The sequence below is a fragment of the Mesorhizobium sp. M0437 genome (genome assembly GCF_040321335.1).
Taxonomy (GTDB): Bacteria; Pseudomonadota; Alphaproteobacteria; order Rhizobiales; family Rhizobiaceae; genus Mesorhizobium.
Window position 1 is genome coordinate 1 of sequence record NZ_JAMYRK010000060.1, and the last position, 23,221, is coordinate 23,221.

The following is a 23,221-nucleotide window of genomic DNA, read 5'->3' on the forward strand; positions in this document are numbered from 1 at the left end:
CTGTGCTGCTAACTTCGCTCGTAAGGGCGACCTTAAGAGCGCAGCCTCGCTACCGTGCCGTCCTCTCGCAAGGCGGCCTTCGCCGGAGGGTATCGCCAAAGCTGAAACTATGTATGTCGATAACTAAGTACCGTCAGCGCAGAAATGTCATGCTACGGGCAATTTTCGTTATATTTCAAAGCGTTGACGCACAGAAAAGTACCGTCAAATCCCAAAAACGAATGACGGTACTTTTTAGAATGCTCTGTCGGATACGAAAAGTACCGTCAAAAGTACCGTCAGAGTGATCTGCTACAAGCTGCGAGCCGCGCCAGGCGCTCCGATAAACTTAACGAGTTCAAACAACTTGATAGGTTTGTCAATTCCATTGATAAGGTGCCCTGGCTAGAAGTATGCCCTGCCCGCAAATCATTGTATTTTCTGCGAAATTCTACGCTAGAGCCGCCTATCATCGCCGTTTCCCTCACTCCCACTCGATTGTGCCTGGCGGTTTGCTCGTCACGTCATAGACGACGCGGTTAATGCCGCGCACCTCGTTGATGATGCCGGTGGCGGCTGCGCCCAGGAATGCCATGTCGTGACGGTAGATATCCGCGGTGCTGCCATCTACCGATGGTGATGCGCGTACATACCGATAAAAGCAGCGGTCACGAGCCGCGCTGTCCCCACGGGCATTGCTCTACGTGCGCCCTTCAAGGAAAAGGAGCATTGTGACAGGGCTTAGCTATAGACGCTGTAGCATTGATCTAATGCGATTTATCGCAGCATCGACACCTTGCCTAGGCAGACTTTCAACCTTGTAAAATGAAAGGAACGTAAGCGAGGCTTGAGGAGCACAGGTATTCAGAATAGCTGTCTTGAGAACACGCCGCACTGGCCGCCTGAGGATCAGCCAATCGACCCACCAAGGTGAGCCCAAAGTTGTTATTGCAACCACCTTCCTTAACTGGCGAAGTCGCGGTTGTATGGCACCAAGATCGGCTGCGTGATCGTATGCAATACCAGGCACCCATACCCTGTCGAACCAGCCCTTCAATATAGCTGGAGGTCCGAACCACCACGTGGGAAAAATCAAGACGATAGTCTCGGCCCAGAGAAGATCCTCAATCTCTTTAGCTACCTCTGTAGTCTCGAATCCGGAATAGTAGCTCGCGCGCTCCGCCGGTGTAAGAGCCGGGAAGAAGCCAGATCGATACAGATCAACATGTCGGCACTGGTGCTTCGCATCCATCAGGGCGTCGATAGCTGCTTTCGAAAGCGTTTGGCAAAGGCTTGGATTGAGTGGATGAGCCGTGACAATCAAACATCGCATACTAATATTTTGAATCCTCCCCAATTTGGTTGCGCTGCGCGTCATCATTCGTGCGGCGCGGTTCGGGCGAAGCTTCTCATACCAATCATGGGATTTCGAAATAGCTGTACGCGCCACAGTCTTCAAAGAGCAATTGTTTTTCAACGCCGAGAATGGCCCTTCTCGTCGCCTTGAGGGACTAGAGGCCACCATGCAAGGACAATCGCCTACATCTGCCGGGGTAATATCGCTTCCGCCACTCTGCTCTCGGCAGCTCGCTAAGACTCCCCCTCATTCCCACTCGATGGTTCATAGCTATGGTAACTCGCTGATTTGGCTATCGCAAATCCTTTGCGCATGACGAAGAACCCTCTTGCGATCCGTCAGAAATTTGCGCTCTTGATTTCAAACACCAATTTCGACGGTCCACGATTTGCTCGTTTTGGCGACTATCGGTATCAATCGGTCGATTTCTTTCTGACGGCCGCCGACCGCTCGAGACAGCGCCATCGGCGACCTGCCAGGCGTCAGTCGCGCGATATGGACAGCCCCGCGAGAAGCGGCGCGTACGCGGCGAGCCTGCGGGATACGAACTCCGTGAAGAGCCGTACGCGCTTCGTCTTGCGTGTCTCCCCCTGTGTGAGAAGCCAGAGCGTTCCGTACATGTGCAGGTCGGTGCCCGGCACCCTCGCCAGCAGGGGGTCGGCATCGCCGACGAAGCAGGGCAGTGTCGTGATCCCGAGCCCTTGCCGTACAGCAACGATCTGCGCCTCGGCGTCCGTGGTCCTGAAGGGAACCGCCGTGGTGCGAACCTCACCCTCGCTGGCCCATTCCGGAATTCCATGAATGCTTATGACGATCCACCGGATAGGATCAGGTGCGCCCGCACGCCACGCGGCTAGTCGATCGCAGGACATATAGACGCCGCCGAACAGCTCCGGTCCCTTCAGGCCGTGAAGATTGAGCGGCAGGGTTTTGCGGTCGTAGACGACGCGGATCGCGACGTCGGCCTCTCGGTTGGTCAGATTTGCCAGCTCGCCGGACGACAAGATTTCCATCTCGATGTCCGGATGCAGACGCGCGAAGTCGGCGAAGTCCGGCATGAGCAGGTGTGTCGCGAGGGGCGGTGCCAGCGTCACCCGCAGAAGCCCGCGCACGCTCTGGTCGCGCCCGAAGACGCGCGTCTCCAGCAGGTGCGACGACACTTCCATCTGGTCCGCGAACTCGAGGACCTCCTCGCCCGCAGTCGTCAGGCGGTAGCCCGAAGGCAGCTTTTCGAACATGTGCACCCCGAGGCGTTCCTCGAGCTGGGCGACACGTCGCAGCACGGTCGAGTGGTTCACACCGAGGCGCTCGGCGGCGGCCCGCACCGAGCCTCCGCGCGCGACGGCAAGAAAGTAGCGAACGTCATCCCAGTCGATCATGGTGCAATCCAGCACCGCGCGGTGCGCCTTCCAAAGCCCGTATCTAACACATCGAACAGCAGTACGGGCGGTCATCATAGCCTATGTCGACGCGCGCGGCTCAATTCCGAACGGCGGACGCCGATCGTCGCGGCTGGCGTCAGTCGTCCAGCCGGATCGATTTCGCACCACCGATGTGCGCGCTTCCGCACTCAACAACTGACGCCGGCGGACCCATTTCGAGGTTCTCGGGGGTGTCCCCGCACAACCAAAGGCGAAGGCCTGGAAGGATAAGTCATGGGAAAGCTTGAAGGGAAGGTTGCAGTCATCACCGGCGGCGCTACCGGCATCGGCCGCGCCGCAGCAAAGCGCTTCATCGAGGAGGGCGCCTTCGTTTTCATCTTCGGCCGTCGGCAGGAAGCGCTCGACGCCGCTGTGGCCGACCTCGGGCCCAATGCCCGCGCGGTGAAGGGCTCGGTCTCCGATCTGACCGACCTCGACCGACTTTACGCTGCGGTGAAGGCCGAGCGTGGAACCCTCGACATCGTCTTTGCCAATGCCGGGGCGGGAAGCCAGCTTCGGCTCGGCGAGATCACCGCCGAGCACATTGACGAAACCTTCGACACCAATGTGAAGGGTACGATCTTCACGATCCAGAAGGCGCTGCCGCTGATGAGCGAGGGCGGTTCGATAATCCTGACCGGATCGAGCGCTGGCACCACGGGCGCCCCGGGGATGAGCGCCTACAGCGCGAGCAAGGCGGCAGTGCGCAACCTCGCGCGGACCTGGGCGGAGGACCTAAAGGGCACCGGCATCCGGGTAAACGTGCTGTCGCCCGGGGCCACTGCGACCGAGCTAGCGAAGGAAGCGCTAGGCGAGGAGGGCCAGAAGGTCTTCGCCTCGATGACTCCGCTCCAGCGCATGGCCGATCCGGCGGAGATCGGGGCGGCGGCGGCCTTTCTCGCGTCGTCGGACAGCAGCTTCATGACTGCCAGCGAGGTCGCCGTTGACGGCGGTCTTGCGCAACTCTGACGCGCTAACCCAGCGCCGTTGAAGGCCGGGGAAATCAATACCAACACGGATCGGAGAAGATCATGAGCTACGCAATTGTAGGATTCGGTAAGATAGGCCAGGCCCTCGCCCACGCCTTCGCCCGTAAAAACATCGACGTGGCCGTCGCGAGCCGCCGGCCGCCCGAGGCGTTGGCGCCGCAGGCTCGGGCGATTGGACCCACGGTAGTCGCCAAGTCGCTGCGGGATGCACTCGAGGCCGACACAATCATCTTGGCAGTCCCATTCGGGGAGCATCGCGAGGTTGCGAAGGCTCTGCCGAGCTGGGAAGGCAAGACAGTCATCGACGCGATGAACGCGTTTCCAGTGCCTGAAGAGCTGGACGGTCTCCCGTCCTCCGCCTTCGTCGCGAAGGCGTTCACCGGCGCCAAGCTCGTCAAAGGGTTCAATCATCTGGGTGCGGCCACTCTGGCTGCCGATCCGATCGTCCAGGGCGGGCACCGTGTCGTCTTTCTGTCGAGCGACGACGAGGACGCGACCGCTCCCGTGGCGGCCTTGGCCAAACAACTCGGGTTCGCACCCGTCAAGCTGGGAAAGCTCAACGAGGGTGGCGCGCTGGTGCACGCGCGCGGCCGCACTTGGGGCCAGCTCATCTTCCAGGATTTGTTCAAGAAGGAGCAGTAATCGATGTACGACCATGTGACTTGGCCCGAGCAATATGATCCGAAAACGTCGGCCATCTACGCACTCAACGACATTGACGTGAAGGCGCCGCCTGAAGCGGTCTGGAAGCTGCTCGTCAAAGCCGAGAATTGGTCGAGCTACTTTCCCGCCGAGGATCAGGTCAAGATTCTGACGGGGGAGCCGGAACTGGCGCTCGGAACGCGATACAGCCGTGTGACGGTTGGATTTCCGATGAGTCTGGTCGTGACGGAATGCGAGCCCCTTCGCAGGCTCGCATGGGCGACGACAGTTGATGGCGACGAGACCGGCTCAAGCGCATACCATGGCTGGGTCATCACGCCTACGGACCATGGCTGCCATGTGCTGACCGAGGAAACGCAGCAGGGCCCCTTCTTCCTCGATGAACTCGGGCGCAAACATCCCGGCGCACTCTATCGGTATCACCAAGACTGGGTCGAAAGCCTCGCCCACGCAGCGGAGGCGGAAACAGCGAAGACGACAGTGGATTGATTGCGCTTCCTGTTTAATTTTGGAGATGAATGAGATGAATATCGAACTCAAAGGCCGCAAGGCCATTGTTACCGGATCCACCGCCGGTATCGGCCGCGCGACGGCGGAGGGGTTGGCACGTGCCGGTGCATCGGTCGTCGTCAACGGCCGTGGAAACGCTCGGGTCGATGAGGCGGTGCGGCAGATGCGGCAGGCCTTCCCCGGCAGCGACATCTCGGGTATCGCCGCTGATCTTGCGACAGCGGAGGGGGCAAAGGCCTTGATCGCGCATGCGCCTGACGCCGATATCCTTGTGAACAACGTCGGTACAGCACACATCCGGAGCTACAACGGCGTCGAGGATATCGCAAATATCCCCGATGAGGACTGGCTTGACCTCTTCCAGTTGAACGTAATGAGTGGCGTGCGCGCGAGCCGTCATTACCTGCCGCGGATGGTGGCGAAAGGCTGGGGCCTCATCGTGTTCATAAGTAGCGAATCCGCAGTCAACATCCCTAAGGAAATGCTCGACTATGGCATGACCAAGACCGCTCAACTCGCGGTCTCACGCGGGCTTGCCGAGGCGGTCGCGGGCACGGGCGTCACCGTCAACGCCGTCCTGCCGGGACCTACCCGCTCTGAGATCCTGGGCAACTTCATGGCGAAACAGGCTGACGCAAATGGAATCACGCAGCACGAAGCCGAGCAGGGCTTCCTGCAGGCGATGCGTCCGACGAGCCTCATCCACCGCTTCGCGACCACCGATGAGGTGGCCAACATGATCATCTACACATGCTCGGAGCAGGCTTCGGCGACCACCGGCGCGGCTTTGCGGGTGGATGGTGGCGTGGTCCGCTTCGTCGCGTAGCAGGACGACCAAATTGTGCCGTTCGCCAACTCGGGTCCGCTGTCGGCCAAGCTGCTGAAGCATGGCACGCTTAAGCCTACAGGGATCTGGCGCACGGCATGCGCACGGTCCACGCATTGCGGGAGCACTCTGAAACTATGCGAGGCACGAGAACGTATTCAGCTACGGCGCCGTCCCCGCTGTGCTCGGCGGCTGTGTGCTCGTCTCGTTGGTCCCGCCCCGGGGCTTAGACCATGATACAAATCCACGGAACATAATGTCTATTGTCCGAGGAATTGATCGGCGCTCCGATCCCAATCCAAAGCATGTGCTGTGAACGGCGCGGTGGATCGATCCCTTTGAGCATCTCTACACATAATCGAAGGTCTATCGCCGACCTGCAAAACGGCTGCTTGTTCTTGCAGAATCGCCCGCGAACTATCGCCTCCTATCGTTGACCAACAATTTCCGAATATATCCCACAGTACTCCAACCTACTCTACCGCACGCCCCCTCACTCCCACTCGATTGTTCGGACGGACCATAAGCATCTGATTTCGCTCGAAATTTCTCAGTTTAGATGACAATAAGCCGACATGGGGGCTGTCAAAAATCTACGCTGTTGATTTTAAACAGATTTTTCACTGAATATTTTTCGCATGGTTTCGGCATCTATCGAGGTCGATTGCCTCTGAGAGCCGATTTTTAGCGGCTGGGAGCCGCTCCGCTAACAGCGGAAAAGTACCGTCATGTCTCTTATAGCAAGGTTTCGTCGCCCGGGCGAGGCTCGTCCAATCCGCGCCCCAGAGCAAGCCTACACGAGGGCCTGACGCACCGTGTCGCCGTGAAGTCAGGTGGCCGGCAAGCCTGGATCGATGCCGGTCATGGCGATGGAGACGTCCCAGAGCCGCTTCGCAAGCGCGGGATCTTCGGCATGCGGCGCGCGCTTTGCTTCGCCGGCTACACCGCGGATTCCGCCAAGGCCGGTGGGACCGTAATAGCCTCCGGGCTTCACCTTGCCGGTCGCAGCCAAAAGTGCTGGCCACGCGCCCTTGTCGGAGCTATTGAGCAGCAGGCCGACGATTGGGCCTGCGATCTGGACAATCCCCATGTGGCGGCCAAGACTTGTATTGGCGACGCCAGGGTGAACGCCGATGGCTGTGACGGGCGACTTCGGCGCGCGCAGGCGACGATCCAGTTCGAAGAAGAACAGCGCGTTCGCCAATTTGCTGCCGCCGTAGCGATCGGTCTTGATGTAGCTCTTGTCGGCGTTGAGGTCGTCCCAGTCGATCTTGGCCTTCAGATGCGCGATGCTCGAGGTCACGACCACCCGCGATCCCGGCGTCTCCGCCAGTTTGGGCAGGAGCAGCGAGGTGAGCGCGAACACGCCGAGATGATTGACGCCGAACTGCGATTCGAACCCCTGCTTCGTGCGCGTCAGCGGCGGATTCATGATCGCGGCATTGTTGATGAGCGCATCGATCCGTGGCTCCTTCGCCGCGATCTCGGCTGCGGTGCGAACGCTGTCCAGGTCACCGAGGTCGAGCGGCAACCAGACGAGATCGGCATTCGGCGTGATCCGCTTGATCCGCGCGATGGCGTCCTGCGCCCTGGTCTGCTCGCGGCAGCCAAGCAGGACGCGCGCGCCCTTGGCGGCAAGCACCCGCGCGATTTCGAACCCGACGCCGGCGTTGGCGCCTGTGACGATGAAGCTTTTTCCCGTCTGCTTGGGAACGTTAGCTTCGGTGAAACCCTTGCAATTCGACATTTTCGATCCTTATCTATGAGTGACTACATACTCATTTAGGGGCTAAAACTCAGGCGGCAGACCCCTTCCAGAAAAGGTCGAACCCGGCCTGCCGGATGGCGTCACTTTCCTGAGGTTTGGCTGTGACCGCGTTGATGCTGATGTCGGCCAAGTCGAAGAGAATGGTATCGATGTAGAAGGCGATCCTGTCAGGCGCGGCATGGCCGGCGAGACACTCCTCCACCATCGTCCGCGCATCCCGCTGGATGGCGTGACACCGGTTCCGGCTTTCCGCTGTCACGCGATCCGACACCTTCAACTGACGAAGGGCCTTGCGCGCCGTGGCGTGAGCCAGTCCCCAGTCAATCAGACGGTTCCAGACCGCGAATAGTCGGTCTTTGGGGGAGGCGTCCGCCGGATATGGCGCCAGCATCATCTCTACCAAGTCGGCCTGGATCTCGAGAAAGAGCTGGTTGAGCAGATCGTCCTTGGTTGGAAAGTAAGTGAACAGCGTTCCCTCAGACACGCCAGCAGCCTTTGCGATCTTGGCCGTGGACGCGCCTGTGCCCAGGCTGGCGACGAACTCGGCCGCTGCATCGAGCAGTGCCTGTCGCTTTTCTTCACTGAGGGGACGCGCCATATTTCCGTCCAACGACATTGAGTGAGTACATACTCGATTATATAGGGAATAGCATGAGATTGGTCAAGGGATGTAGCCCCGCATCTTTCGCGGTCCATACCGACCAAGCTCGAATGAAGATTGTGTGGGCACACACCATGAGGCTGCGGCTGCCTTTTCAATAAGGGACGCAGTGGGGATCGAGATGTCTATCGAAAGGGAAATGCATTGAATTCAGGGCCTTGATTGCAGTCCCCGGGGCATCATCATGCCTACTTCGATGAGAGCAGGTGATGGCACGCCCAGCCCTGACCAATCCAAAAGCGTGAACGGCACCACAAGCGGACATTACTCGGTATCTATCGAGATGTGTGAGCCGCCTACACTACGACACAGTTTCCCGCAGTATCCGAAACTACGCTCCCCTCACTCCCACTCCATCGTTTTGAGCCATCGTAACGCGTTGACGCGGCAGCACAAACTTTTCTGCACGCCCTAAAGAACCGACTCTGCGATCCGTCAGAAATCTGCGCTCTTGATTTCAAAAGGGAATTTCGGCGATTCGGGATCGGCTCGGTTTCGGCGACTATCGACAACAATCGGTCTATTTTCGACAGCCGCGCCGCAACAAGCCGCGACCCACTGGGGACCAAAAAAAGGACCGTCAAACACGGCCGAGCGGTCCGCACGGTTGCGCCCGGCATTCGCTCGTCGCCGTGGCGTGCCTCACTTGCCGTATGACGCAAGGAACACCCGTACGCCGGCCGCGGCGTGCCGTCGAAGCTTCGCCGGTTTCGGAATCGACTCGTCACCCAACAGCATGGCCCTGTTCAATGGCTCGCCCATAATCAACCAATTGAACTGGGAAGCGGCGACGGCCGGATCATCGATCGCAAGCAGGCCGTGATCAGCCAAACGCTCGAACAACACTGCCATCGCCGCAATTGCGCGCCCGGGTCCGCCATCGAAGAGTGCCTTTGCCAGTTCCGGGAAGCGGCCGACCTCGCCGATCACCAGACGGCGCAGCTGCATGACGCGCGGCGTGAGCACGGTGGCAAGCTGTCGGTAAGCATAGCGCTGAAGATAATCGGCAATATCTTCGCCCTCGGCGAGTTCGGGCATTTTACTGTGGACCCTATCGCTGGCTCGATTGGTCACGCTGCTCACGATCTCTACGAACAGCGTCTCCTTGCTCGGAAAATTCTTGTAGACGGTCTGTTTCGACACCGCCGCAAGCGCCGCGATCTCGTCCATGTTGGTGGCCAGATAGCCCTTTTGCAGAAACACCTCTGTAGCCGCATCGAGGATGGCCCGGCGTTTTTTCGCCGACCGTCCGTGCGGTTCGAGTTCTTCTGTAGCACCTGCTGAACGCGTCGTGGTCATGCTCCTGGCGTGTCCGCTGCCGATTGACTCATGGGTACTGGACCGTCTAGTTTGATTTGGACCGAGATGCAACGGGGAGAGATCGACAATGCACATCCAGTTCGCGGAGCTTCCAGTGTTCGACCAGGAACGCGCCAAGGCGTTCTACATCGATCACCTGAATTGCCGCATCGTCGCCGATCAGCCCATGAGCAATGATGGCTGGCGATGGATCGAACTCGGATTTCCAGGGGCCGAAACCACCCTCCACTTCCTAAGGCGCAAGGACGAAACACCATCTGAGGGGCCCGTCCTCGTGCTGGTTGACAACGAAATCGAAGTCACCGTTCAGAGACTCAAATCGCGAGGCGCCAAGATCATAGCAGAACCGCGCCCCGCGCCATGGCAACCGGGGCGCACGATCGCGGAATTTCGGGACAGCGAGGGCAATCGCATGATGATCACCAGCAGATGACGCACTCACCTATCATGACCGCAACTTGCTCTTGCGGTGGCGTCGAACTCAAAGCCTTTGGCAGGCCGATCGTGAGCAGTGCCTGCTACTGCGACGACTGCCGGAAGGGAGCTGATCAGATCGAAGCTTTGCCAGGTGCTGGCGCCATACGCGATCCCGATGGCGGCACCGCATACATCCTCTATCGAAAGGACCGCATCGAGTGCTCCAAGGGGGCCGAATTGCTGAGGGGTTACAAGCTTAAGGAAACTTCAGCCACGAATAGGGTCATCGCCATGTGCTGCAATTCAGCGATGTTAATGAACTTCGATAGAGGTCCACATTGGGTCTCGGTATACAGAGCGCGGTTTCACGGAGAACTCCCGCCACTGCAGCTGCGGATTTGCACGAAGTTCAAGTCGGACAGCGATGTCATTCCTGACGACGTGCCGAGCCACCGGGGTTATCCTCTAGGGTTCGTCGTTAAACTTTTGGCATCGCGCGTGGCGATGTTGCTAGGTCGATAAACCGGCCGCCAGCCTGCGCGATAAGACATTCAGATAGGTGCGCAAATCGGATACAGCCTTGCCGCTCAGGGTTCAGGCCTGAACGAATTTCTGTAGGCGATCCGCCACGATCAGCCCTGCCCGGCTGTTCAAGTGCACGCCGTCGGTGTGAAATAGCCAGCCATTTACGCGGGCGACATCATCCGGACGCTGCCGCAGCACCAGTACGCGAAAAGCATCGCGATAGAATGGAAGAAAGTTGAACGCCGTGTAGGCCGGCCAGGCGAGGCGCGAGCCGCCTCGGTGAGCGCCTCATGGAGCGGGACATAGCCGCAGCGTTCCTCGTGCGCGATGGCCGCCACGATCGCAGAATATTCCTTGATCCGCCGGTTGAGCTCGCTCTGGAACGGTTCGTCCGAATCCGGCGCTTCTTCTATCGGAGGGAGCGAGCAAAGGCCGATCTCCGCCGCCGTCTCGCGCCTCAGCCTGCGTGCTATCTCGGCCAGATTCTCGTGGAACCAATCGGGCGAAGGCGTGCGGGGCAGACGCTTCCAAAACGTAAAGAACCGCCGCACTTTGCGTGACACGAGCGTGAGAACATCATTCCCGCCGACCCAGACGATGACCTTGTCGGGACGACAGGCGAGCACATCCGGCAAGCGCTGCAGCGCGTTGTAGGCCAAGTCGCCGCCGACACCAAAATTCCGGAACTCAAATTGCCCGTTGCCCGGCCGCCGGCGGAGCTCCGCCATCCAATCGAATGCCTGGCCCTTGCCCGCCGTGCTGCTCGACCCGAGGCACGCCACGATTTTTCGTTGAGAATTCACCATCGTGACTCGGCCAAGCCAGAGTGAGAAATCGTCGCCTTATGCTCTTCCCAAAACGGCCGGCCCAGTCATGAGTTTCAGGTCGGATTCCGCGGCGCTTTCCAACATCCATGGACAGGCATAATAATCTTCGATGCGATCGATGACGCGACCGGCGACATGGACACGAACCGGCCACGCGACCTGCCACCGGTCGCCTCGCTGGAAGAGCACGATCAGGACAGGCTCTCCGTCGATCGCCCCCAACTCCATGGTCCACGTCTCCGGGTTTCGCTCGTATTCGACGAAATAGGGAGAACTTCTGACCAGGCCGTCGAAGCAGTCGGCGACCCGCAACCGAGCATCGGCGCTGGTCAGGCTCCGCACGCCATCCCAGTCATGGCGGTTGAAGAGGTCAACATAGCGCTGCAAGAGCCGCGCGGTGTCGGGATCAAGCGGACGGTTCGGTTCACCGGCAGGTTCAGCGGGCAAGTCGGCGAGCTTCGCCCGTCCGCGGGAGAGCGCGGCTTTGACGCCCCCAACCGTCGAGTCCACGAGTTCTGCGGTCTCTTCCAGCGAATAGTCGAACACGTCCTTCAAGAGGATGCAGGCGCGCTCCTTGGGCGGCAAGCGGCCAACCAGCCGTTCGATGGCGCGGCGTGCATCGGTCGCTGCCGGCTCTGCAGAGACAACGCCGATGTCGTCCGAATAGGCGTGCTCCGCGCGCTCGCGCACATCGCGTCGCCTCAGAAAGTCGATGCAGCGATTGTGAGCGATGCGAAACAGCCAGGGCTTCAGCCGGCGGGCATCGTCGAGGGTCTCAATCTTCGTGTAGGCCTCGAACAGCGTCTCCTGCACGAGATCCTCACCGTCGAGGCGTGAGCCCGTCATGCGGGCGCAGTAGCGATGCAGTTGGGCGCGGGCGCCTGACACCGTCTCGAGGAAGGCGCGATATCGCGCGTCGAACAGGCCGGTCGGTCGCTCGGGCATGTCCTTCAGCTGCCACATCTTGGTTTCAATTTGCCAGTCATGCGACCTCCTGACCTTCAGCGTGTGTTGCTGCGGTTGCGGCCAGACCAAGCTTGGGGCGAACCCATTGTGCCAACCGCGCGATCGCGTCGTCGGCTTCGGGAGCGCGGCCGGCCATCATCTGGAACGAGTGCAGCATCCCCGGAAATACGTCTAAGCGCATCTCGACGCCGGCGGCTTTCGCGCGGTCGGCGAGCGCTCGGCTGTCGTCGAGCAGGGTTTCGTCTCCACCCACTTGCAGATAGATCGGCGGCAGGCCCTTCAGATCGGCAAAGATCGGGCTGGCGAGTGGATGCCGGGGATCGGTCCCCGCAAGGACTTGCGATACCAGCATATCCACGACCGCCTTCTGGAAGAAGGCGTCCTTCTCGCGGTTGCTTTCGTAGGAGTGCCCGCTCGCCGACAGATCATACCAGCCAGAGATGCTGAGGATCGCGGCCGGCAGCGGCCGTCCCGCATCGCGGAGTTTCATCGCCGCCGCAACGATCAGGCCAGCACCAGCGGAATCGCCTGCAGCTATGGTGTGCTTCGGCGCGACACCCTGCTCGGCGAGCCATTCGAACGCGGTCACGGCCTGCTCGATTTGGCGCGGAAACTTGCTCTGGAAAACGTAGTCGTACGTAGCGAGCAGAGCGTAACAGCCGATCGCCTTAGCAAGGTGTCCGACCATCTTGCGATGGGTCCAGATCGATCCGCCGACATAGCCACCGCCGTGCAGGTAAAGCATGACCCGGTCTTTGGCCGCCGTTTTTGGCTGAACCCACAGCGCGGTCTTGTCGCCGACGTTCGTCTCGACGTAATCGACGCCGCCCGGTTCTGCCGTCAAAACGGACCACTCGGATGCTTCCTGTGGCGATTCTCGACCGCTGCGAAAAGCCTCCGCGAGCGTTTCGTAGTGTATCTTGTTCGCTAGGCTCTGCTTGCTGTTCATTTGTCACGCTCCAATTCGTCCAGGAGGGCGATGTCAAGGATGACCGTGCCCATGAACAGCTAAGACGGATGAACCCAGCGAAAGGATACGTGGCCGGCAGATGCAACGCCTCGCCGGTGGCAGTTGCCGCGGACCCCGGGTGTCAAACCCAGCAAGGCTAGGCCGCTCCACCCTTCTCTGTGGGACGTTCGTTCCAGACATTCGCCGATCGGCCAGATGCTTCGTCTATGCCGTCGCCGGGTGGCCGGGGGCTGGGACTATTGACTATTATCGCCGAGCCAACATCGCCTTAAACGTGCTGCTCTATCCTCTTCTACTCCGCAGTACTCCTCGTCACTCCCACTCGATTATCAATCGTTAACTTAAGAACTTGAATTCGCTTCACAAAATGTTTTTTCGGTTTCTGCATACCGTCATATAGACCGCCAAAAGTACCGGCTTTTTGAAATCATTGGTTTTTTCTGGCATATCGCGGAAATTATGGTTCCGCCATCTATCGGCAGGCGCGGCGGCGACATCACTCCTTGGCCCGCACCGCCGCCTCTACGCCAGACTACGCCGCCCACGATTCCTCCCGGAATTATACCGTCACGGCTCGGTCCGCCATCCCCGGCGCGTGAACGTCCTTCACCTTCAAACAACCGCTTGGCCAGGCGCGCGAAGTGAAGGTCGCGTTGTGAGGCCTGCTGTGCCCTCCCCTATCGCTCACCCTTTGCGTGTCAGAAAAAGAATGTGACTCGACAAGGATATCATCTCCACGTCGGAGCAGGATTGAATTGAAGCCCTGCCTACGGCAGTCCTTCGTCGTCCGCGAGTTCGCCCCGCGACATTCATCCATTGCTGATCGCCAGCAAATGTTCGGCGTTGCGTGGGCTTCTCTGGCGCAATCGCGCCGCATCTCTCGACGGCGGCAACCCGAACTGACGAGCATATTCGCGGCTGAACTGGTTTGGGCTTTCGTAACCCACACCGAACGCGACGGACGTGGCGTTGCCTTCTCCGGCAATGAGCAGGGATCGGGCGTGTAGCAAGCGCACGTGCTTTTGGTACTGCAGCGGGCTGAGCGCCGTCACGGCCTTGAAATGGCGGTGGAACGCGGAAACACTGAGAGCCGCCATCTCCGCTAAAGCCTCGACGCGCAACGGCTTGGCGAAGTTCTCCCTGATCCACTGGATGGCGATCCCGATCCGCGAGAGAGCAGTGTCAGGCGTGGCGACATCACGCAGCATCCAGCCGAGCGGCCCCTGCATCACGCGGAAGAGGATCTCGCGCTCGTAGGCAGGCGCCAGGGCTGCGATCTCGTTCGGACGCTCCATCAAGCGCAGCATGCGAAGCCAGCAGTCGAGCAGGTCCGGTGTGACCGGCGCGACGGAGAAGCCGGGTCTGTAGAGCTCACCTCCAGCAGGTTTGGGCAGGTCGGCCAGCAGATTGGCGACGATCGCCGGCTCCAGAGTCAGGCTGATCGCTAGATAGGGTTCTCCGTTTTCAGATGGGTGCACGGAGCCAACCGCCGGCAGATCGACCGACATCACGAAATAGGTCGCGGGATCGTAGCGAAACGTCCGATCGCCGACCGTCATCGTCTTCGACCCTCTCAGGATCAGATTGACCATGGGATCGTAGACGGCGGCAAGCTGATGTTCCGGTATGTCGCCCTGAACCATGGCGACACGCGGAATGCCCGTCTCCGTGCGGCGGTTTTCCGCGCGAGAAGCCAGCTGCCTGAGTTCCTGAAGCTGCGTGCCCATGGGCATCGTTGTTTCACAGCGGTGCACGCCGATCAACAGGGAAGCAGAAATAGGCAAGATCCGAGTAGGATCGTGCGAGCGGCCGCGATCCCCCGCGCCTATCACCTGGTCAGCAAATCCAAGGAGCACCAAATGAGCATCGTCATCATCACAGGCGGCAGCCGCGGCCTCGGCGCCAGCGTCGCGATCCAGTGCGCCAGGCGCAGCATGGGTGTCATCCTGACTTACAACAGCAATCCGGATGCGGCAGCGAAGGTCGGCAAGGCGATCGTAGCGGATGGCGGCAAGGCAGTCGCCATAAAGCTGGACGTCAGCGACAGTTCGGCGTTCCTTGCGTTTCGCGACGCAGTCGGCGAAGCGCTGGCAAGGACCTGGAACAGAAAGACCTTCGATTTCCTCGTCAACAATGCGGGGTACGGGCTCTATAACCCCATCGCCTCGGTGACCGAAGAGCAGTTCGATGGACTGTTCCGCGTGCATCTCAAGGGGCCATTCTTTCTCACGCAGGCCCTGCTTCCCCTGATCGCCGATGGCGGTCAGATCGTGAACGTCACCAGCGCAACCAGCCGCGTCGCGACCGCCGGCGTTGCGCCCTACGCCTCCTTCAAGGGCGGCCTCGAGGTGCTGACGCGCTACATGGCCAAGGAATTCGGCGAGCGCCGCATCCGTGCCAACTCGATCGCGCCGGGGCCCATCCGCACCGAGCTTGGCGGTGGGCTAAGCGAAGAATTCGAGGCGCTACTCGCCGGGCAGACTGCGCTCGGTCGCGTCGGCGAACCGGACGATGTCGGCTGCATGGTCGCCAGCCTGCTGTCAGACGAGAACCGCTGGATCAACGCCCAGAACATCGAAATTGGCGGCGGCTACATGATTTGAGGAAGCTCACATGCTCGATCATGTGCTCCTGACAGTAAATGATACGGCGCGGTCGATCGCCTTTTGCGAAAGGCCACTTCCTATGCTCGGGGTCACCGACCGCCTCGACTGCGACGGTAAGGACGGACCGGCGGGGCATCCCGACCTCAAGGGTTTCGGCGCCAAGGGCCGGATGTTCTTCTGGCTGAGGGAGGGCTCGGCAGCACCCGGCGCGGTGCATGTCGGTTTCGCCGCCGATTCTGAAGCGATGGTGAATGCCTCCCATGCCGAAGCTTTGGCGGCCGGTGCGACCGAGATCAACGCACAGGGACCGCAGCTGCACTACGATACCCGCTACTATGCGGCGCAGGTCAGAGACCTGGACGGTTGCAGCCTCGAATTCGTCTTCAAGAGCTGGCAGCACGGGAGCTGAAGCGATGACCGCCAACACCTTGCGCAAAGCGGCAGATGCGCTGATCGCGGCAACCAACGCGTTCGACGCCGACGCGGCGGTGACCTTGTTCACGCCAGATGCGGTGATCGACGACCCGTCGACCGGCCACCGATTCGACGGTCATGCCGGCGTCCGCGATTACATCGAGCGGTATTTCGTAGGCTATCACACGGTCACCCGCTTCCTCTCGATCGACGGCATCGGCGCCGGCCAAGCGCGCGTGCGGGTCAATTTCACCGGAGACTTTGGTCACGAGACCGGCCTTCTTGACATCTCGGTTAATGCCGCCGGGCTGATCGTTCGCATTGACGCCGATCTCGAATAACTAGACTAGCTTTACGAACCTGCCGTTCTCGTCTCTCTACAGTTCCAGCAGTCTGTCCAGCGCACGCAGCAGCTTTTGGGCGAAGCGCAAGGCGTCGCGTACAACGTCCAGAACATCGACCAGGCGTAGCACATCACCCTACGGCAATGCCTCGATGTCCACCTCGGACCAGCAGCTCGTCGCCGACGCACGCGAGCCCTGGCAGAACAACGTCGGCGGGCATCGAGGGGAACGTCTCGGCATTTCAATTGGGCTGCGATAGCGCGACGCAATTCAATCGTGAGTTCCGGCGTCTGTTTGGCGCTCCCCCTCTGCGCGACGTGAAGCGCCTGCGCCGGTTCGAACAGGCCGCGCAAGAACGTCGCTTCGACGCGACGACATCGACGTGCACTGAATGGAATCGACGAGAGATCAATTTGCGAGCCGCTCTATGACTAGGTCGAGCAAGGCTCGTAACCGTGCGAGCCGCCGTAAGTCCCGGTGGTAGCCCACATGGGTATCCCGGCCGGGTGGCGTTTCGCCGATGTCTATCGCTGCGAGCCCAGGCGTGCGGTCGCCCAGTGGCCTCGGCAAAACCGCAAGCCCGGCGCCCTGCGCACAAAGCTGCGCCTGGACCTCGCGATTGTTGCTGCGCAGGCAGACTTCAGCGTTAGGCAGCTTCTGTTTAAGCCACACTGCGTCGGGCATTTCTGCGTATGCCATATCCATGGTGATCAAACGCGCGCCCGCACCGTCTCCCAGCAACGGGGAGGCCATGCCTGCTGGTGCGTAGAGCGCATAGGGAATGTGCATCAGTCGACGCGAGATCACTTCCACATCGCTGAATGGGGTAATCCGAAACACCAGATCGGCCTCTCGCCGGGGAAGGCTGTAGAGGCGCGCGTCGGTGAGCAACTCCACGCATAGCTTCGGATGCCGGCGGCCAAACTCGGCTAGAACGGGAGCCAGCATGATGTGACCAAACCAATCCGACGACGAAACGCGCAAGTTGCCCTCGAGATGCGCCTCGGCGCCGGCAAGCCGCCGCTCGAAGGCGAGCGCCTCTTCCTCGATCTTTTCGGCATGGCCGAGCACCGCTTGACCTTCGTCGGTCAGAACAAAACCGTCGGAGTTGCGTTGGAAAAGCGTATGGCCGACAGCCTCTTCCAGCGCGCGCAATCGCCGACCCATTGTCGGCTGCGTCTGCCCAAGTCGGCGCGCTGCTGCGCCCAAAGTGCCCTCGCGGGAAATAGCCAGAAATATCTTTAGATCGCTCCATTCCATCCTTGATACTCAAACGTGCTCGCATGGATTCTCACGAAGATCGCCCATCTTCATGCGATTTCATATGCAGCAGATCGAGGCGGGGCGCCATGGGAGGCGCGATATATTCGAGCCGGGAATGCAAGCGCCGGCTCGAATCGTGGGATTCTTGAGCATCCACGCCGCCCGTCACGCAGATATGGGTGGGGCCAACCGAGCAAATTCCTCCCGCGTCGCGGGATTTCCGTCAATCGACTCGTAAACCGTCTTGCTTCGTTCGAGCATGCCCATCAGAGACTTCGGACCTTCGAACGGGCGTCCGCCAATGTGCCAGCCATCGGTGTGGAGTTCCTCGATCAAGACCCACACTACTTCGCGAAACGCCTCGGAACCTTCGAAGCGAACCATGACGTCTGTGAGGGCCTTGGCCATTTCATGCTTCTCCTCGGCGGAGAAGACGTTGTCGACCAACGTAACGCGAATATAAGGCATGATGTTTTCCTTTTAGGTTCTTGGGATCCGTGAACGGAGACGTCGTCTGGGAGGCTGTCACGGTCCCGGAACAGCCCGCTTCGACGTTGCGCATCAGACGTCTATGTCGACGACCAGCTTGCCCTGGGCATTGCCATCTTCGATGGCAGCGTAGGCGTCGCTCGCTGTTTCGAGTGTGAAGAGACGCGGATCGACGATCGGGACAAGCTTGCCAGCCTCGGCCAGCCGCGCGGCCTCCCGCATGATCTCGCCGTGGTGTTCACGGCCAATGCCTGTCAGCAGCGGAAGAAGCGTGAACACGCCCGAATAGGTCGCCGCCTTGAACGACAGTGGCGCCAGTGCGTGACTACCCCAACCGAGGGAACTGACGACATGGCCAAACCGCTTGACGGAGGCGAATGACGCGTCCAGCACCGTCCCGCCGCCGGTGTCGTAGACGACATCGAAGCCGCGACCGTCCGTGTATTCGGCGACATATTGCTCCACCGTCTTCTCGCGATAATCGATCGCGACCGCTCCCAGGCGCTCGATCAACGGCTTCTTCGCGGCTGCGTCAGTGGCGTACACCTCGGCGCCGAACGCCTTCGCGATCTGGATCGCAACATGACCGACGCCGCCCGCACCGCCCTGGACCAGGACCTTCTGACCTGCCGAAACCTTGGCACGATCGACAAGGCCCTCCCATGCGGTGATGAAGCCCAGCGGCCGCGCTGCCGCCTCGCGCATGGACAGGTTCGTGGGCTTCGGTGCAAGCAGCCGCGCATCGACTGCTGCGAACTGGGCCAGCGAACCTTGGTTCCCGCCCACGCCTCCGGTCATGCCAAAGACCTCGTCCCCGCGTTTGAACGCGGTGACACTCGGACCAACCTGCTCGACGACGCCGGCAAGGTCGATGCCGAGAATCGCCGGAAGCGGATGTTTCGCATGTGCCGCAGCGCCTGCGCGGATCTTAGTGTCGAGAGGATTGACGCCGCTCGCTCTGACCCTGACGAGAACCTCGCCGTCGCCAGGAACGGGCCGCGAGACTTCCGAGAGCCTGAAGGGCTGTTTGAACTGACCCAAGATCAGCGCATGCATGGTGTGAGTGGATTGGGACATTGACGTACTCCGTTGTTTGTTGACGGACTTACGTTGCCCCATTTAAAGCCGCTTGGAGATTAACGATACTGCACGACATCCAAACATAAATGTTTGGCCCGAGCGTTGGAGCAACCGGCCTTGCGCACCAGCGTCAGCGCCACGACCTGGTCCACCAGCCTGGCCTCAAGCGGCGCGATGCCCGGAGGCCGGGTCTTGACGCGCAGCAGTCCTTCGACACCCTCGGCCATGAAGCGTTCCTTCCATCGCCACACGCAGGTTTTCGACTTGCCGGTCGCCGCCATAATCGCGAGCGTTCCAAGCCCCTGATCGGTCAGCAGAATGATCCGCGCCAGACATGCTTCTGCGGCGAACTCCGCCCCGCCACGATCGCTTCAAGCCGAGCCCTGTCCGAGGCCGTTACAGAAATGCTGATGCCAGTACGCAACGTCGCACGCTGCGGCGACAACAGAAATCCCAACAGGACTCTTTCGTCCCAATCAATCCACTAGAAGTGGCCGCGTTGCCGGGCAAAGATGGAGAAAGCCAGCTTAGCGGAGTGAAAAACTCGACTAGAACGGTAATTGCGCGGCGATGAAACTAGCCGCCCAAACTACGATATTGCCGCCGTTTGTACCCCTCACTCCCACTCGATGGTGCCTGGCGGTTTGCTCGTCACGTCGTAGACGACGCGGTTGATGCCGCGTACCTCGTTGATGATGCGGGTGGCGGCTGCTCCCAGGAATGCCATGTCGTAATGGTAGAAGTCTGCCGTCATGCCGTCGACCGAGGTGACGGCGCGCAGCGCGCAGACGAACTCGTAGGTGCGGCCGTCGCCCATCACGCCGACGGTCTGCACGGGCAGCAGCACGGCGAAGGCCTGCCAGATGGCGTCGTAGAGTCCGGCCTTGCGGATCTCGTCGAGATAGATGGCGTCGGCCTCGCGCAGGATCTCCAGCTTTTCGCGGGTGATGCCGCCCGGACAGCGGATGGCGAGACCGGGACCGGGGAACGGATGCCGGCCAATGAAGCTGTCGGGCAGGCCGAGCTCCTTGCCGAGCGCCCTCACCTCGTCCTTGAACAATTCGCGCAGCGGCTCGACCAGCTGCATGTTCATGCGTTCGGGCAAGCCGCCGACATTGTGATGCGACTTGATCGTCACCGACGGGCCGCCGCTGAAAGAGACGCTTTCGATGACGTCGGGATAGAGGGTGCCTTGTGCCAGGAAATCGGCGCCGCCGAGCTTCTCGGCCTCCTCCTCGAACACTTCGATGAACAGCCGCCCGATGGTCTTGCGCTTCTTCTCGGGATCCGACTCGCCCTCGAGCGCGCCGATGAAACGGTCCGAAGCGTCGACCAGGATCAGCGGCAGATTGTAATGCTGGCGAAACATCTCCACCACGCCTGATGCCTCGTCCTTGCGCATCAGACCGTGGTCGACAAGGATGCAGGTGAGCTGGTCGCCGACCGCCTCATGGATCAGCAAGGCCGCGACCGAGGAATCGACGCCGCCCGACAGCGCGCAGATCACCTTGCCCTTGCCGACCTGTTTGCGGATCGTCTCGACCGCGTGCTCGCGGTAGGCGCGCATCGTCCAGTCGCCTTCGATGCCGGCGATGTTGTGGACGAAGTTGCGGAGCAGCCTGGCGCCGTCCGGCGTATGCACCACTTCGGGGTGGAACATGAGGCCGTACATTTTGCGCTCGACATTGCCGAAGATGGCGAAGGGCGAGCCCTCCGATTTTCCGAGCACCTCGAACCCCTTGGGCAGGGAGATGACGCGATCGCCATGGCTCATCCACACCTGGTGGCGCTGGCCGGGCGCCCACAGGCCCTCGAACAACGGGCTGTCCTTGGCGATCTCGACGAAGGCGCGGCCGAATTCGCGGTGGTCGGAGCTTTCGGCGACGCCGCCCATCTGCACGCACATCGCCATCTGGCCATAGCAGATGCCGAGCACCGGCACGCCGGCATCGAAGACGATCTGCGGCGCGCGCGGGCTGCCGATGTCGCCGGTCGAGGCCGGACCCCCGGACAGGATCACCGCCTTCGGATCGATGCGCTTGAACGCCGCCTCGGCCGACTGGAAGGGCACGATCTCGGAAAAGACGCCGGCCTCGCGGATGCGGCGGGCAATCAGCTGGGTGAACTGGCTGCCGAAATCGACAATCAGGACGGTGTCGGGATGATTGGCTGTTTTCATGGCGAGCGTTTAGAGAAAGAAACGAGTCGGCGCAATGGGTTGTGAGGTCGCGCTTTCACTTCGATTCCGGTGTGTCGTCCTGAACGCCAGAGGCTTTGTCCAATGCATCAGTTTGCGTTGTATCGAGTGACCGCAAGGCGCCCATCAGCGCCGCGAAACGCTCGTGACCAAGGCGGGCAACATAGCTCCGTTCGATCTGCAGCTTGATGCGGTCGCCATCGCGCAGGGCGTCCAGGCCCTTGCGGGTGTAGCGCACAAGCTTGCCGCGGCCGTCTTGCGGATCGGGCAGACGCTGCAACACACCTTCCGTCTCCAGGCCATCGAGCAATTGCTGAATCGCCTGCTTTGAGATCGCCGAGCGCTCGATCAGCGCCGACTGGCGCATGCCGCCGCGCGGGATATGTCCAAGCAGGCCGGCACGCGCTTCGGTGAACCAGTGATGGCCGGCAGCGCGCATCGCAGCGGCGAACTCGGTCTGCCAGGCGCGGCTCGCCTGCCACAGCCGCCAACCTATGTGATCCGGCAGCGCTTCAGGTTTTTCGTCAAGGCCCTTGACCAAATTCTTCTCGCCCGATACATAGTCAAGCATCTTGACTACTAGTTCACTCTAAGTGGCGATGCCGGTCAAGGCAATCGGCGACTTCAATTCAGGAGGAAATCATGGCAGCACTTCAGAAGGAAACCCTTGCAATGCTCATTCCGGGCATGACCCATGTGTTGGAACGAAACGGCAAGGAGGCTTACGTCTATTTTGAAAGCGAGGGTGCCGCGCACATGCTGCTCGACGATGGCGAGGCGCGACGCGGGCGCTGGCGGATGCTCGATGACGGTTATGTCGCCGAATGGGACACCGGCGCGACCGGGCGGTGGACCCTCGATCACGAGCCCGGGTCAGTCACTTACATCAATCGCGACAACGCCGTTCGCTTCAGGATGATCGGCGTGCTGTTCGGCAACGCTAAGAACCTGCCGCCCCAACAAGCTTGAAGTCGATCGCGCCTGAGGCGATCGCCTGTTGCAGCAGTTGCACCGCCGCGGCCAGCTTCTCGTCGATGACGTGCAGATATTCGGTCCAGTCGCCAACGTGTCTCAGATCGGCCGCGCCGTCGGAAATGCCGCGCAGGCCGATAAGCGGAACGTCGAACAGCTGGCAGGCGCGCAGGCAGGCGAAGGTCTCCATATCGACCATGTCGGCGGCGATCGCGTCGTAGGCGGCGCCGGAGACGATTGCCGCCCCGGTCGACAGCGTCGCCTGTCTGACGCCTGGTATCCTGAACGGCAGCGGCACGCTGACAGGCAGATCGAGGAACGGCGTGGCGCCCTTCTCGAACCCCAGGGGCGAGGCGTCCATGTCGCGGTAGCCAACCGAAACGGCCTGGTAGATTTCCGTCTGCTCCAGCGTCCGGCTGCCCGCCGACCCGAGCGACACGACGAGATCGGGCAGCGCCATCCCGGCATGCAGCCGGGATAGTTCGGCGCTGAGCCCGATACCGGCCTCGACCGGCCCGACGCCGGTCAGCAGCGGCGTGAACAGCCGCTGCAGGTGTGGACCGTATTCGGCCTCGGCCGCCATGACGAAGAGAACGGACTTGCCGGAGATCAGGGTGAGCTCACCAGGTGTCTTGCCGGCCATGATCGTCCATCCTC

General features: G+C 60.8%; 25 protein-coding genes and 4 pseudogenes. 12 read left to right on the top strand and 17 right to left on the bottom strand.

Annotated features, from left to right (window positions below):
* Positions 1-463: 463 nt before the first annotated feature.
* From NKI72_RS35510 to NKI72_RS27135, 3 genes and pseudogenes are all read right to left on the bottom strand, one after another.
* Positions 464-628 (bottom strand): annotated as a pseudogene (locus tag NKI72_RS35510) (GMP synthase (glutamine-hydrolyzing)); the annotation flags it as partial.
* Positions 629-724: 96 nt separating this feature from the next.
* Positions 725-1,504, bottom strand: coding sequence for an NAD(P)H-dependent oxidoreductase (locus NKI72_RS27130; protein WP_352851339.1), 780 nt, complete (start codon positions 1,502-1,504; stop codon positions 725-727).
* A gap of 314 nt (positions 1,505-1,818) precedes the next feature.
* Positions 1,819-2,715, bottom strand: a complete 897-nt coding sequence (locus tag NKI72_RS27135; protein ID WP_352502130.1) for a LysR family transcriptional regulator — start codon at positions 2,713-2,715, stop codon at positions 1,819-1,821.
* Between the two features lie 276 nt (positions 2,716-2,991).
* Here NKI72_RS27135 and NKI72_RS27140 point away from each other — a divergent pair, with 276 nt between their 5' ends.
* From NKI72_RS27140 to NKI72_RS27160, 5 genes and pseudogenes are all read left to right on the top strand, one after another.
* The gene (locus NKI72_RS27140) at positions 2,992-3,726 is read left to right on the top strand and encodes an SDR family NAD(P)-dependent oxidoreductase (RefSeq protein WP_352473458.1); all 735 of its coding nucleotides are present in this window, start codon (positions 2,992-2,994) and stop codon (positions 3,724-3,726) included.
* 62 nt (positions 3,727-3,788) lie between these two features.
* Positions 3,789-4,388 carry an NADPH-dependent F420 reductase gene (locus tag NKI72_RS27145; RefSeq protein WP_352502129.1) on the top strand — a complete coding sequence of 200 codons (600 nt, stop codon included), beginning with the start codon at positions 3,789-3,791 and terminating at the stop codon, positions 4,386-4,388.
* 3 nt (positions 4,389-4,391) lie between these two features.
* Positions 4,392-4,898, top strand: coding sequence for an SRPBCC domain-containing protein (locus NKI72_RS27150; protein ID WP_352851340.1), 507 nt, complete (start codon positions 4,392-4,394; stop codon positions 4,896-4,898).
* A gap of 34 nt (positions 4,899-4,932) precedes the next feature.
* Positions 4,933-5,745 carry an SDR family NAD(P)-dependent oxidoreductase gene (locus NKI72_RS27155; protein WP_352851341.1) on the top strand — a complete coding sequence of 271 codons (813 nt, stop codon included), beginning with the start codon at positions 4,933-4,935 and terminating at the stop codon, positions 5,743-5,745.
* A 3-nt stretch (positions 5,746-5,748) separates the two neighbouring features.
* A pseudogene (locus NKI72_RS27160) lies at positions 5,749-5,861 on the top strand (alpha/beta fold hydrolase); the annotation flags it as partial.
* A gap of 713 nt (positions 5,862-6,574) precedes the next feature.
* Here NKI72_RS27160 and NKI72_RS27165 read toward each other — a convergent pair.
* From NKI72_RS27165 to NKI72_RS27175, 3 genes are all read right to left on the bottom strand, one after another.
* Positions 6,575-7,492 (bottom strand): oxidoreductase, encoded by a 918-nt coding sequence (locus NKI72_RS27165; protein ID WP_352851342.1) that lies wholly within the window; start codon positions 7,490-7,492, stop codon positions 6,575-6,577.
* A 49-nt stretch (positions 7,493-7,541) separates the two neighbouring features.
* Positions 7,542-8,111 carry a TetR/AcrR family transcriptional regulator gene (locus NKI72_RS27170; RefSeq protein WP_352851344.1) on the bottom strand — a complete coding sequence of 190 codons (570 nt, stop codon included), beginning with the start codon at positions 8,109-8,111 and terminating at the stop codon, positions 7,542-7,544.
* A gap of 705 nt (positions 8,112-8,816) precedes the next feature.
* A complete protein-coding gene (locus NKI72_RS27175; RefSeq protein WP_352473464.1) occupies positions 8,817-9,473 on the bottom strand; it encodes a TetR/AcrR family transcriptional regulator in 657 nt (218 codons plus the stop codon).
* Between the two features lie 88 nt (positions 9,474-9,561).
* Between NKI72_RS27175 and NKI72_RS27180 the strand changes: the two genes are divergently transcribed.
* Entirely contained in the window at positions 9,562-9,927 is a 366-nt protein-coding gene (locus tag NKI72_RS27180) for a VOC family protein (RefSeq protein WP_352851345.1), read from the top strand.
* Positions 9,928-9,941: 14 nt separating this feature from the next.
* A complete protein-coding gene (locus NKI72_RS35515) occupies positions 9,942-10,433 on the top strand; it encodes a GFA family protein (RefSeq protein WP_502904857.1) in 492 nt (163 codons plus the stop codon).
* A 164-nt stretch (positions 10,434-10,597) separates the two neighbouring features.
* Here NKI72_RS35515 and NKI72_RS27185 read toward each other — a convergent pair whose 3' ends face one another.
* The 4 genes from NKI72_RS27185 to NKI72_RS27200 form a co-directional block, all read right to left on the bottom strand.
* Positions 10,598-11,242: an SGNH/GDSL hydrolase family protein gene (locus NKI72_RS27185; protein ID WP_352851347.1), complete on the bottom strand. Its 645-nt coding sequence runs from the start codon at positions 11,240-11,242 to the stop codon at positions 10,598-10,600.
* Between the two features lie 36 nt (positions 11,243-11,278).
* A complete protein-coding gene (locus NKI72_RS27190) occupies positions 11,279-12,226 on the bottom strand; it encodes an RNA polymerase sigma factor (RefSeq protein WP_352851349.1) in 948 nt (315 codons plus the stop codon).
* A gap of 19 nt (positions 12,227-12,245) precedes the next feature.
* Positions 12,246-13,178, bottom strand: a complete 933-nt coding sequence (locus tag NKI72_RS27195; protein WP_352851350.1) for an alpha/beta hydrolase — start codon at positions 13,176-13,178, stop codon at positions 12,246-12,248.
* An 830-nt stretch (positions 13,179-14,008) separates the two neighbouring features.
* Entirely contained in the window at positions 14,009-14,926 is a 918-nt protein-coding gene (locus NKI72_RS27200; RefSeq protein ID WP_352851352.1) for an AraC family transcriptional regulator, read from the bottom strand.
* A gap of 132 nt (positions 14,927-15,058) precedes the next feature.
* Here NKI72_RS27200 and NKI72_RS27205 point away from each other — a divergent pair, with 132 nt between their 5' ends.
* The 4 genes and pseudogenes from NKI72_RS27205 to NKI72_RS27220 all read left to right on the top strand — a co-directional run.
* Positions 15,059-15,802 (top strand): SDR family NAD(P)-dependent oxidoreductase, encoded by a 744-nt coding sequence (locus tag NKI72_RS27205; RefSeq protein ID WP_352502120.1) that lies wholly within the window; start codon positions 15,059-15,061, stop codon positions 15,800-15,802.
* A 10-nt stretch (positions 15,803-15,812) separates the two neighbouring features.
* Complete coding sequence (locus NKI72_RS27210; RefSeq protein ID WP_352851353.1) at positions 15,813-16,214, top strand: VOC family protein; 402 nt, start codon at positions 15,813-15,815, stop codon at positions 16,212-16,214.
* Between the two features lie 4 nt (positions 16,215-16,218).
* Entirely contained in the window at positions 16,219-16,560 is a 342-nt protein-coding gene (locus tag NKI72_RS27215) for a nuclear transport factor 2 family protein (RefSeq protein ID WP_352502118.1), read from the top strand.
* 7 nt (positions 16,561-16,567) lie between these two features.
* A pseudogene (locus NKI72_RS27220) lies at positions 16,568-16,780 on the top strand (P-type conjugative transfer protein TrbJ); the annotation flags it as partial.
* Positions 16,781-16,971: 191 nt separating this feature from the next.
* On the opposite strand, the gene NKI72_RS27225 reads toward NKI72_RS27220, so the two are convergent.
* From NKI72_RS27225 to NKI72_RS27250, 6 genes and pseudogenes are all read right to left on the bottom strand, one after another.
* Positions 16,972-17,823, bottom strand: coding sequence for a LysR family transcriptional regulator (locus NKI72_RS27225; protein ID WP_352541805.1), 852 nt, complete (start codon positions 17,821-17,823; stop codon positions 16,972-16,974).
* A gap of 168 nt (positions 17,824-17,991) precedes the next feature.
* Entirely contained in the window at positions 17,992-18,294 is a 303-nt protein-coding gene (locus NKI72_RS27230; RefSeq protein WP_352502116.1) for a tautomerase family protein, read from the bottom strand.
* Between the two features lie 93 nt (positions 18,295-18,387).
* Positions 18,388-19,392, bottom strand: coding sequence for a zinc-dependent alcohol dehydrogenase family protein (locus NKI72_RS27235; RefSeq protein ID WP_352851354.1), 1,005 nt, complete (start codon positions 19,390-19,392; stop codon positions 18,388-18,390).
* A 128-nt stretch (positions 19,393-19,520) separates the two neighbouring features.
* Positions 19,521-19,819, bottom strand: a pseudogene (locus NKI72_RS27240) (helix-turn-helix domain-containing protein); the annotation flags it as partial.
* A 192-nt stretch (positions 19,820-20,011) separates the two neighbouring features.
* Positions 20,012-21,574, bottom strand: a complete 1,563-nt coding sequence (gene guaA / locus NKI72_RS27245) for a glutamine-hydrolyzing GMP synthase (protein ID WP_352473470.1) — start codon at positions 21,572-21,574, stop codon at positions 20,012-20,014.
* Between the two features lie 55 nt (positions 21,575-21,629).
* Complete coding sequence (locus NKI72_RS27250; RefSeq protein ID WP_352851355.1) at positions 21,630-22,163, bottom strand: MarR family winged helix-turn-helix transcriptional regulator; 534 nt, start codon at positions 22,161-22,163, stop codon at positions 21,630-21,632.
* Between the two features lie 71 nt (positions 22,164-22,234).
* On the opposite strand from NKI72_RS27250, the gene NKI72_RS27255 reads away from it, so the two are divergent.
* Positions 22,235-22,561 carry a hypothetical protein gene (locus NKI72_RS27255; RefSeq protein ID WP_352851357.1) on the top strand — a complete coding sequence of 109 codons (327 nt, stop codon included), beginning with the start codon at positions 22,235-22,237 and terminating at the stop codon, positions 22,559-22,561.
* On the opposite strand, the gene NKI72_RS27260 is transcribed toward NKI72_RS27255, so the two are convergent.
* Entirely contained in the window at positions 22,533-23,207 is a 675-nt protein-coding gene (locus NKI72_RS27260; RefSeq protein ID WP_352851359.1) for a 5'-methylthioadenosine/S-adenosylhomocysteine nucleosidase, read from the bottom strand. The genes NKI72_RS27255 and NKI72_RS27260 overlap by 29 nt on opposite strands.
* Positions 23,208-23,221 lie beyond the last annotated feature (14 nt).

Coding starts and splice junctions, on each gene's coding strand:
- NKI72_RS27255 (WP_352851357.1), top strand. CDS start 22,235: ATGGCAGCACTTCAGAAGGAAACCCTTGCAATGCTCATTCCGGGCATG.
- NKI72_RS27250 (WP_352851355.1), bottom strand. CDS start 22,163: ATGCTTGACTATGTATCGGGCGAGAAGAATTTGGTCAAGGGCCTTGAC.
- NKI72_RS27205 (WP_352502120.1), top strand. CDS start 15,059: ATGAGCATCGTCATCATCACAGGCGGCAGCCGCGGCCTCGGCGCCAGC.
- NKI72_RS35515 (WP_502904857.1), top strand. CDS start 9,942: ATGACCGCAACTTGCTCTTGCGGTGGCGTCGAACTCAAAGCCTTTGGC.
- NKI72_RS27175 (WP_352473464.1), bottom strand. CDS start 9,473: ATGACCACGACGCGTTCAGCAGGTGCTACAGAAGAACTCGAACCGCAC.
- NKI72_RS27195 (WP_352851350.1), bottom strand. CDS start 13,178: ATGAACAGCAAGCAGAGCCTAGCGAACAAGATACACTACGAAACGCTC.
- NKI72_RS27260 (WP_352851359.1), bottom strand. CDS start 23,207: ATGGCCGGCAAGACACCTGGTGAGCTCACCCTGATCTCCGGCAAGTCC.
- NKI72_RS27150 (WP_352851340.1), top strand. CDS start 4,392: ATGTACGACCATGTGACTTGGCCCGAGCAATATGATCCGAAAACGTCG.
- NKI72_RS27215 (WP_352502118.1), top strand. CDS start 16,219: ATGACCGCCAACACCTTGCGCAAAGCGGCAGATGCGCTGATCGCGGCA.
- NKI72_RS27185 (WP_352851347.1), bottom strand. CDS start 11,242: ATGGTGAATTCTCAACGAAAAATCGTGGCGTGCCTCGGGTCGAGCAGC.
- NKI72_RS27200 (WP_352851352.1), bottom strand. CDS start 14,926: ATGGGCACGCAGCTTCAGGAACTCAGGCAGCTGGCTTCTCGCGCGGAA.
- NKI72_RS27190 (WP_352851349.1), bottom strand. CDS start 12,226: ATGTGGCAGCTGAAGGACATGCCCGAGCGACCGACCGGCCTGTTCGAC.
- NKI72_RS27225 (WP_352541805.1), bottom strand. CDS start 17,823: ATGGAATGGAGCGATCTAAAGATATTTCTGGCTATTTCCCGCGAGGGC.
- guaA (WP_352473470.1), bottom strand. CDS start 21,574: ATGAAAACAGCCAATCATCCCGACACCGTCCTGATTGTCGATTTCGGC.
- NKI72_RS27145 (WP_352502129.1), top strand. CDS start 3,789: ATGAGCTACGCAATTGTAGGATTCGGTAAGATAGGCCAGGCCCTCGCC.
- NKI72_RS27140 (WP_352473458.1), top strand. CDS start 2,992: ATGGGAAAGCTTGAAGGGAAGGTTGCAGTCATCACCGGCGGCGCTACC.
- NKI72_RS27235 (WP_352851354.1), bottom strand. CDS start 19,392: ATGTCCCAATCCACTCACACCATGCATGCGCTGATCTTGGGTCAGTTC.
- NKI72_RS27165 (WP_352851342.1), bottom strand. CDS start 7,492: ATGTCGAATTGCAAGGGTTTCACCGAAGCTAACGTTCCCAAGCAGACG.
- NKI72_RS27170 (WP_352851344.1), bottom strand. CDS start 8,111: ATGGCGCGTCCCCTCAGTGAAGAAAAGCGACAGGCACTGCTCGATGCA.
- NKI72_RS27130 (WP_352851339.1), bottom strand. CDS start 1,504: ATGGTGGCCTCTAGTCCCTCAAGGCGACGAGAAGGGCCATTCTCGGCG.
- NKI72_RS27210 (WP_352851353.1), top strand. CDS start 15,813: ATGCTCGATCATGTGCTCCTGACAGTAAATGATACGGCGCGGTCGATC.
- NKI72_RS27180 (WP_352851345.1), top strand. CDS start 9,562: ATGCACATCCAGTTCGCGGAGCTTCCAGTGTTCGACCAGGAACGCGCC.
- NKI72_RS27155 (WP_352851341.1), top strand. CDS start 4,933: ATGAATATCGAACTCAAAGGCCGCAAGGCCATTGTTACCGGATCCACC.
- NKI72_RS27135 (WP_352502130.1), bottom strand. CDS start 2,715: ATGATCGACTGGGATGACGTTCGCTACTTTCTTGCCGTCGCGCGCGGA.
- NKI72_RS27230 (WP_352502116.1), bottom strand. CDS start 18,294: ATGCCTTATATTCGCGTTACGTTGGTCGACAACGTCTTCTCCGCCGAG.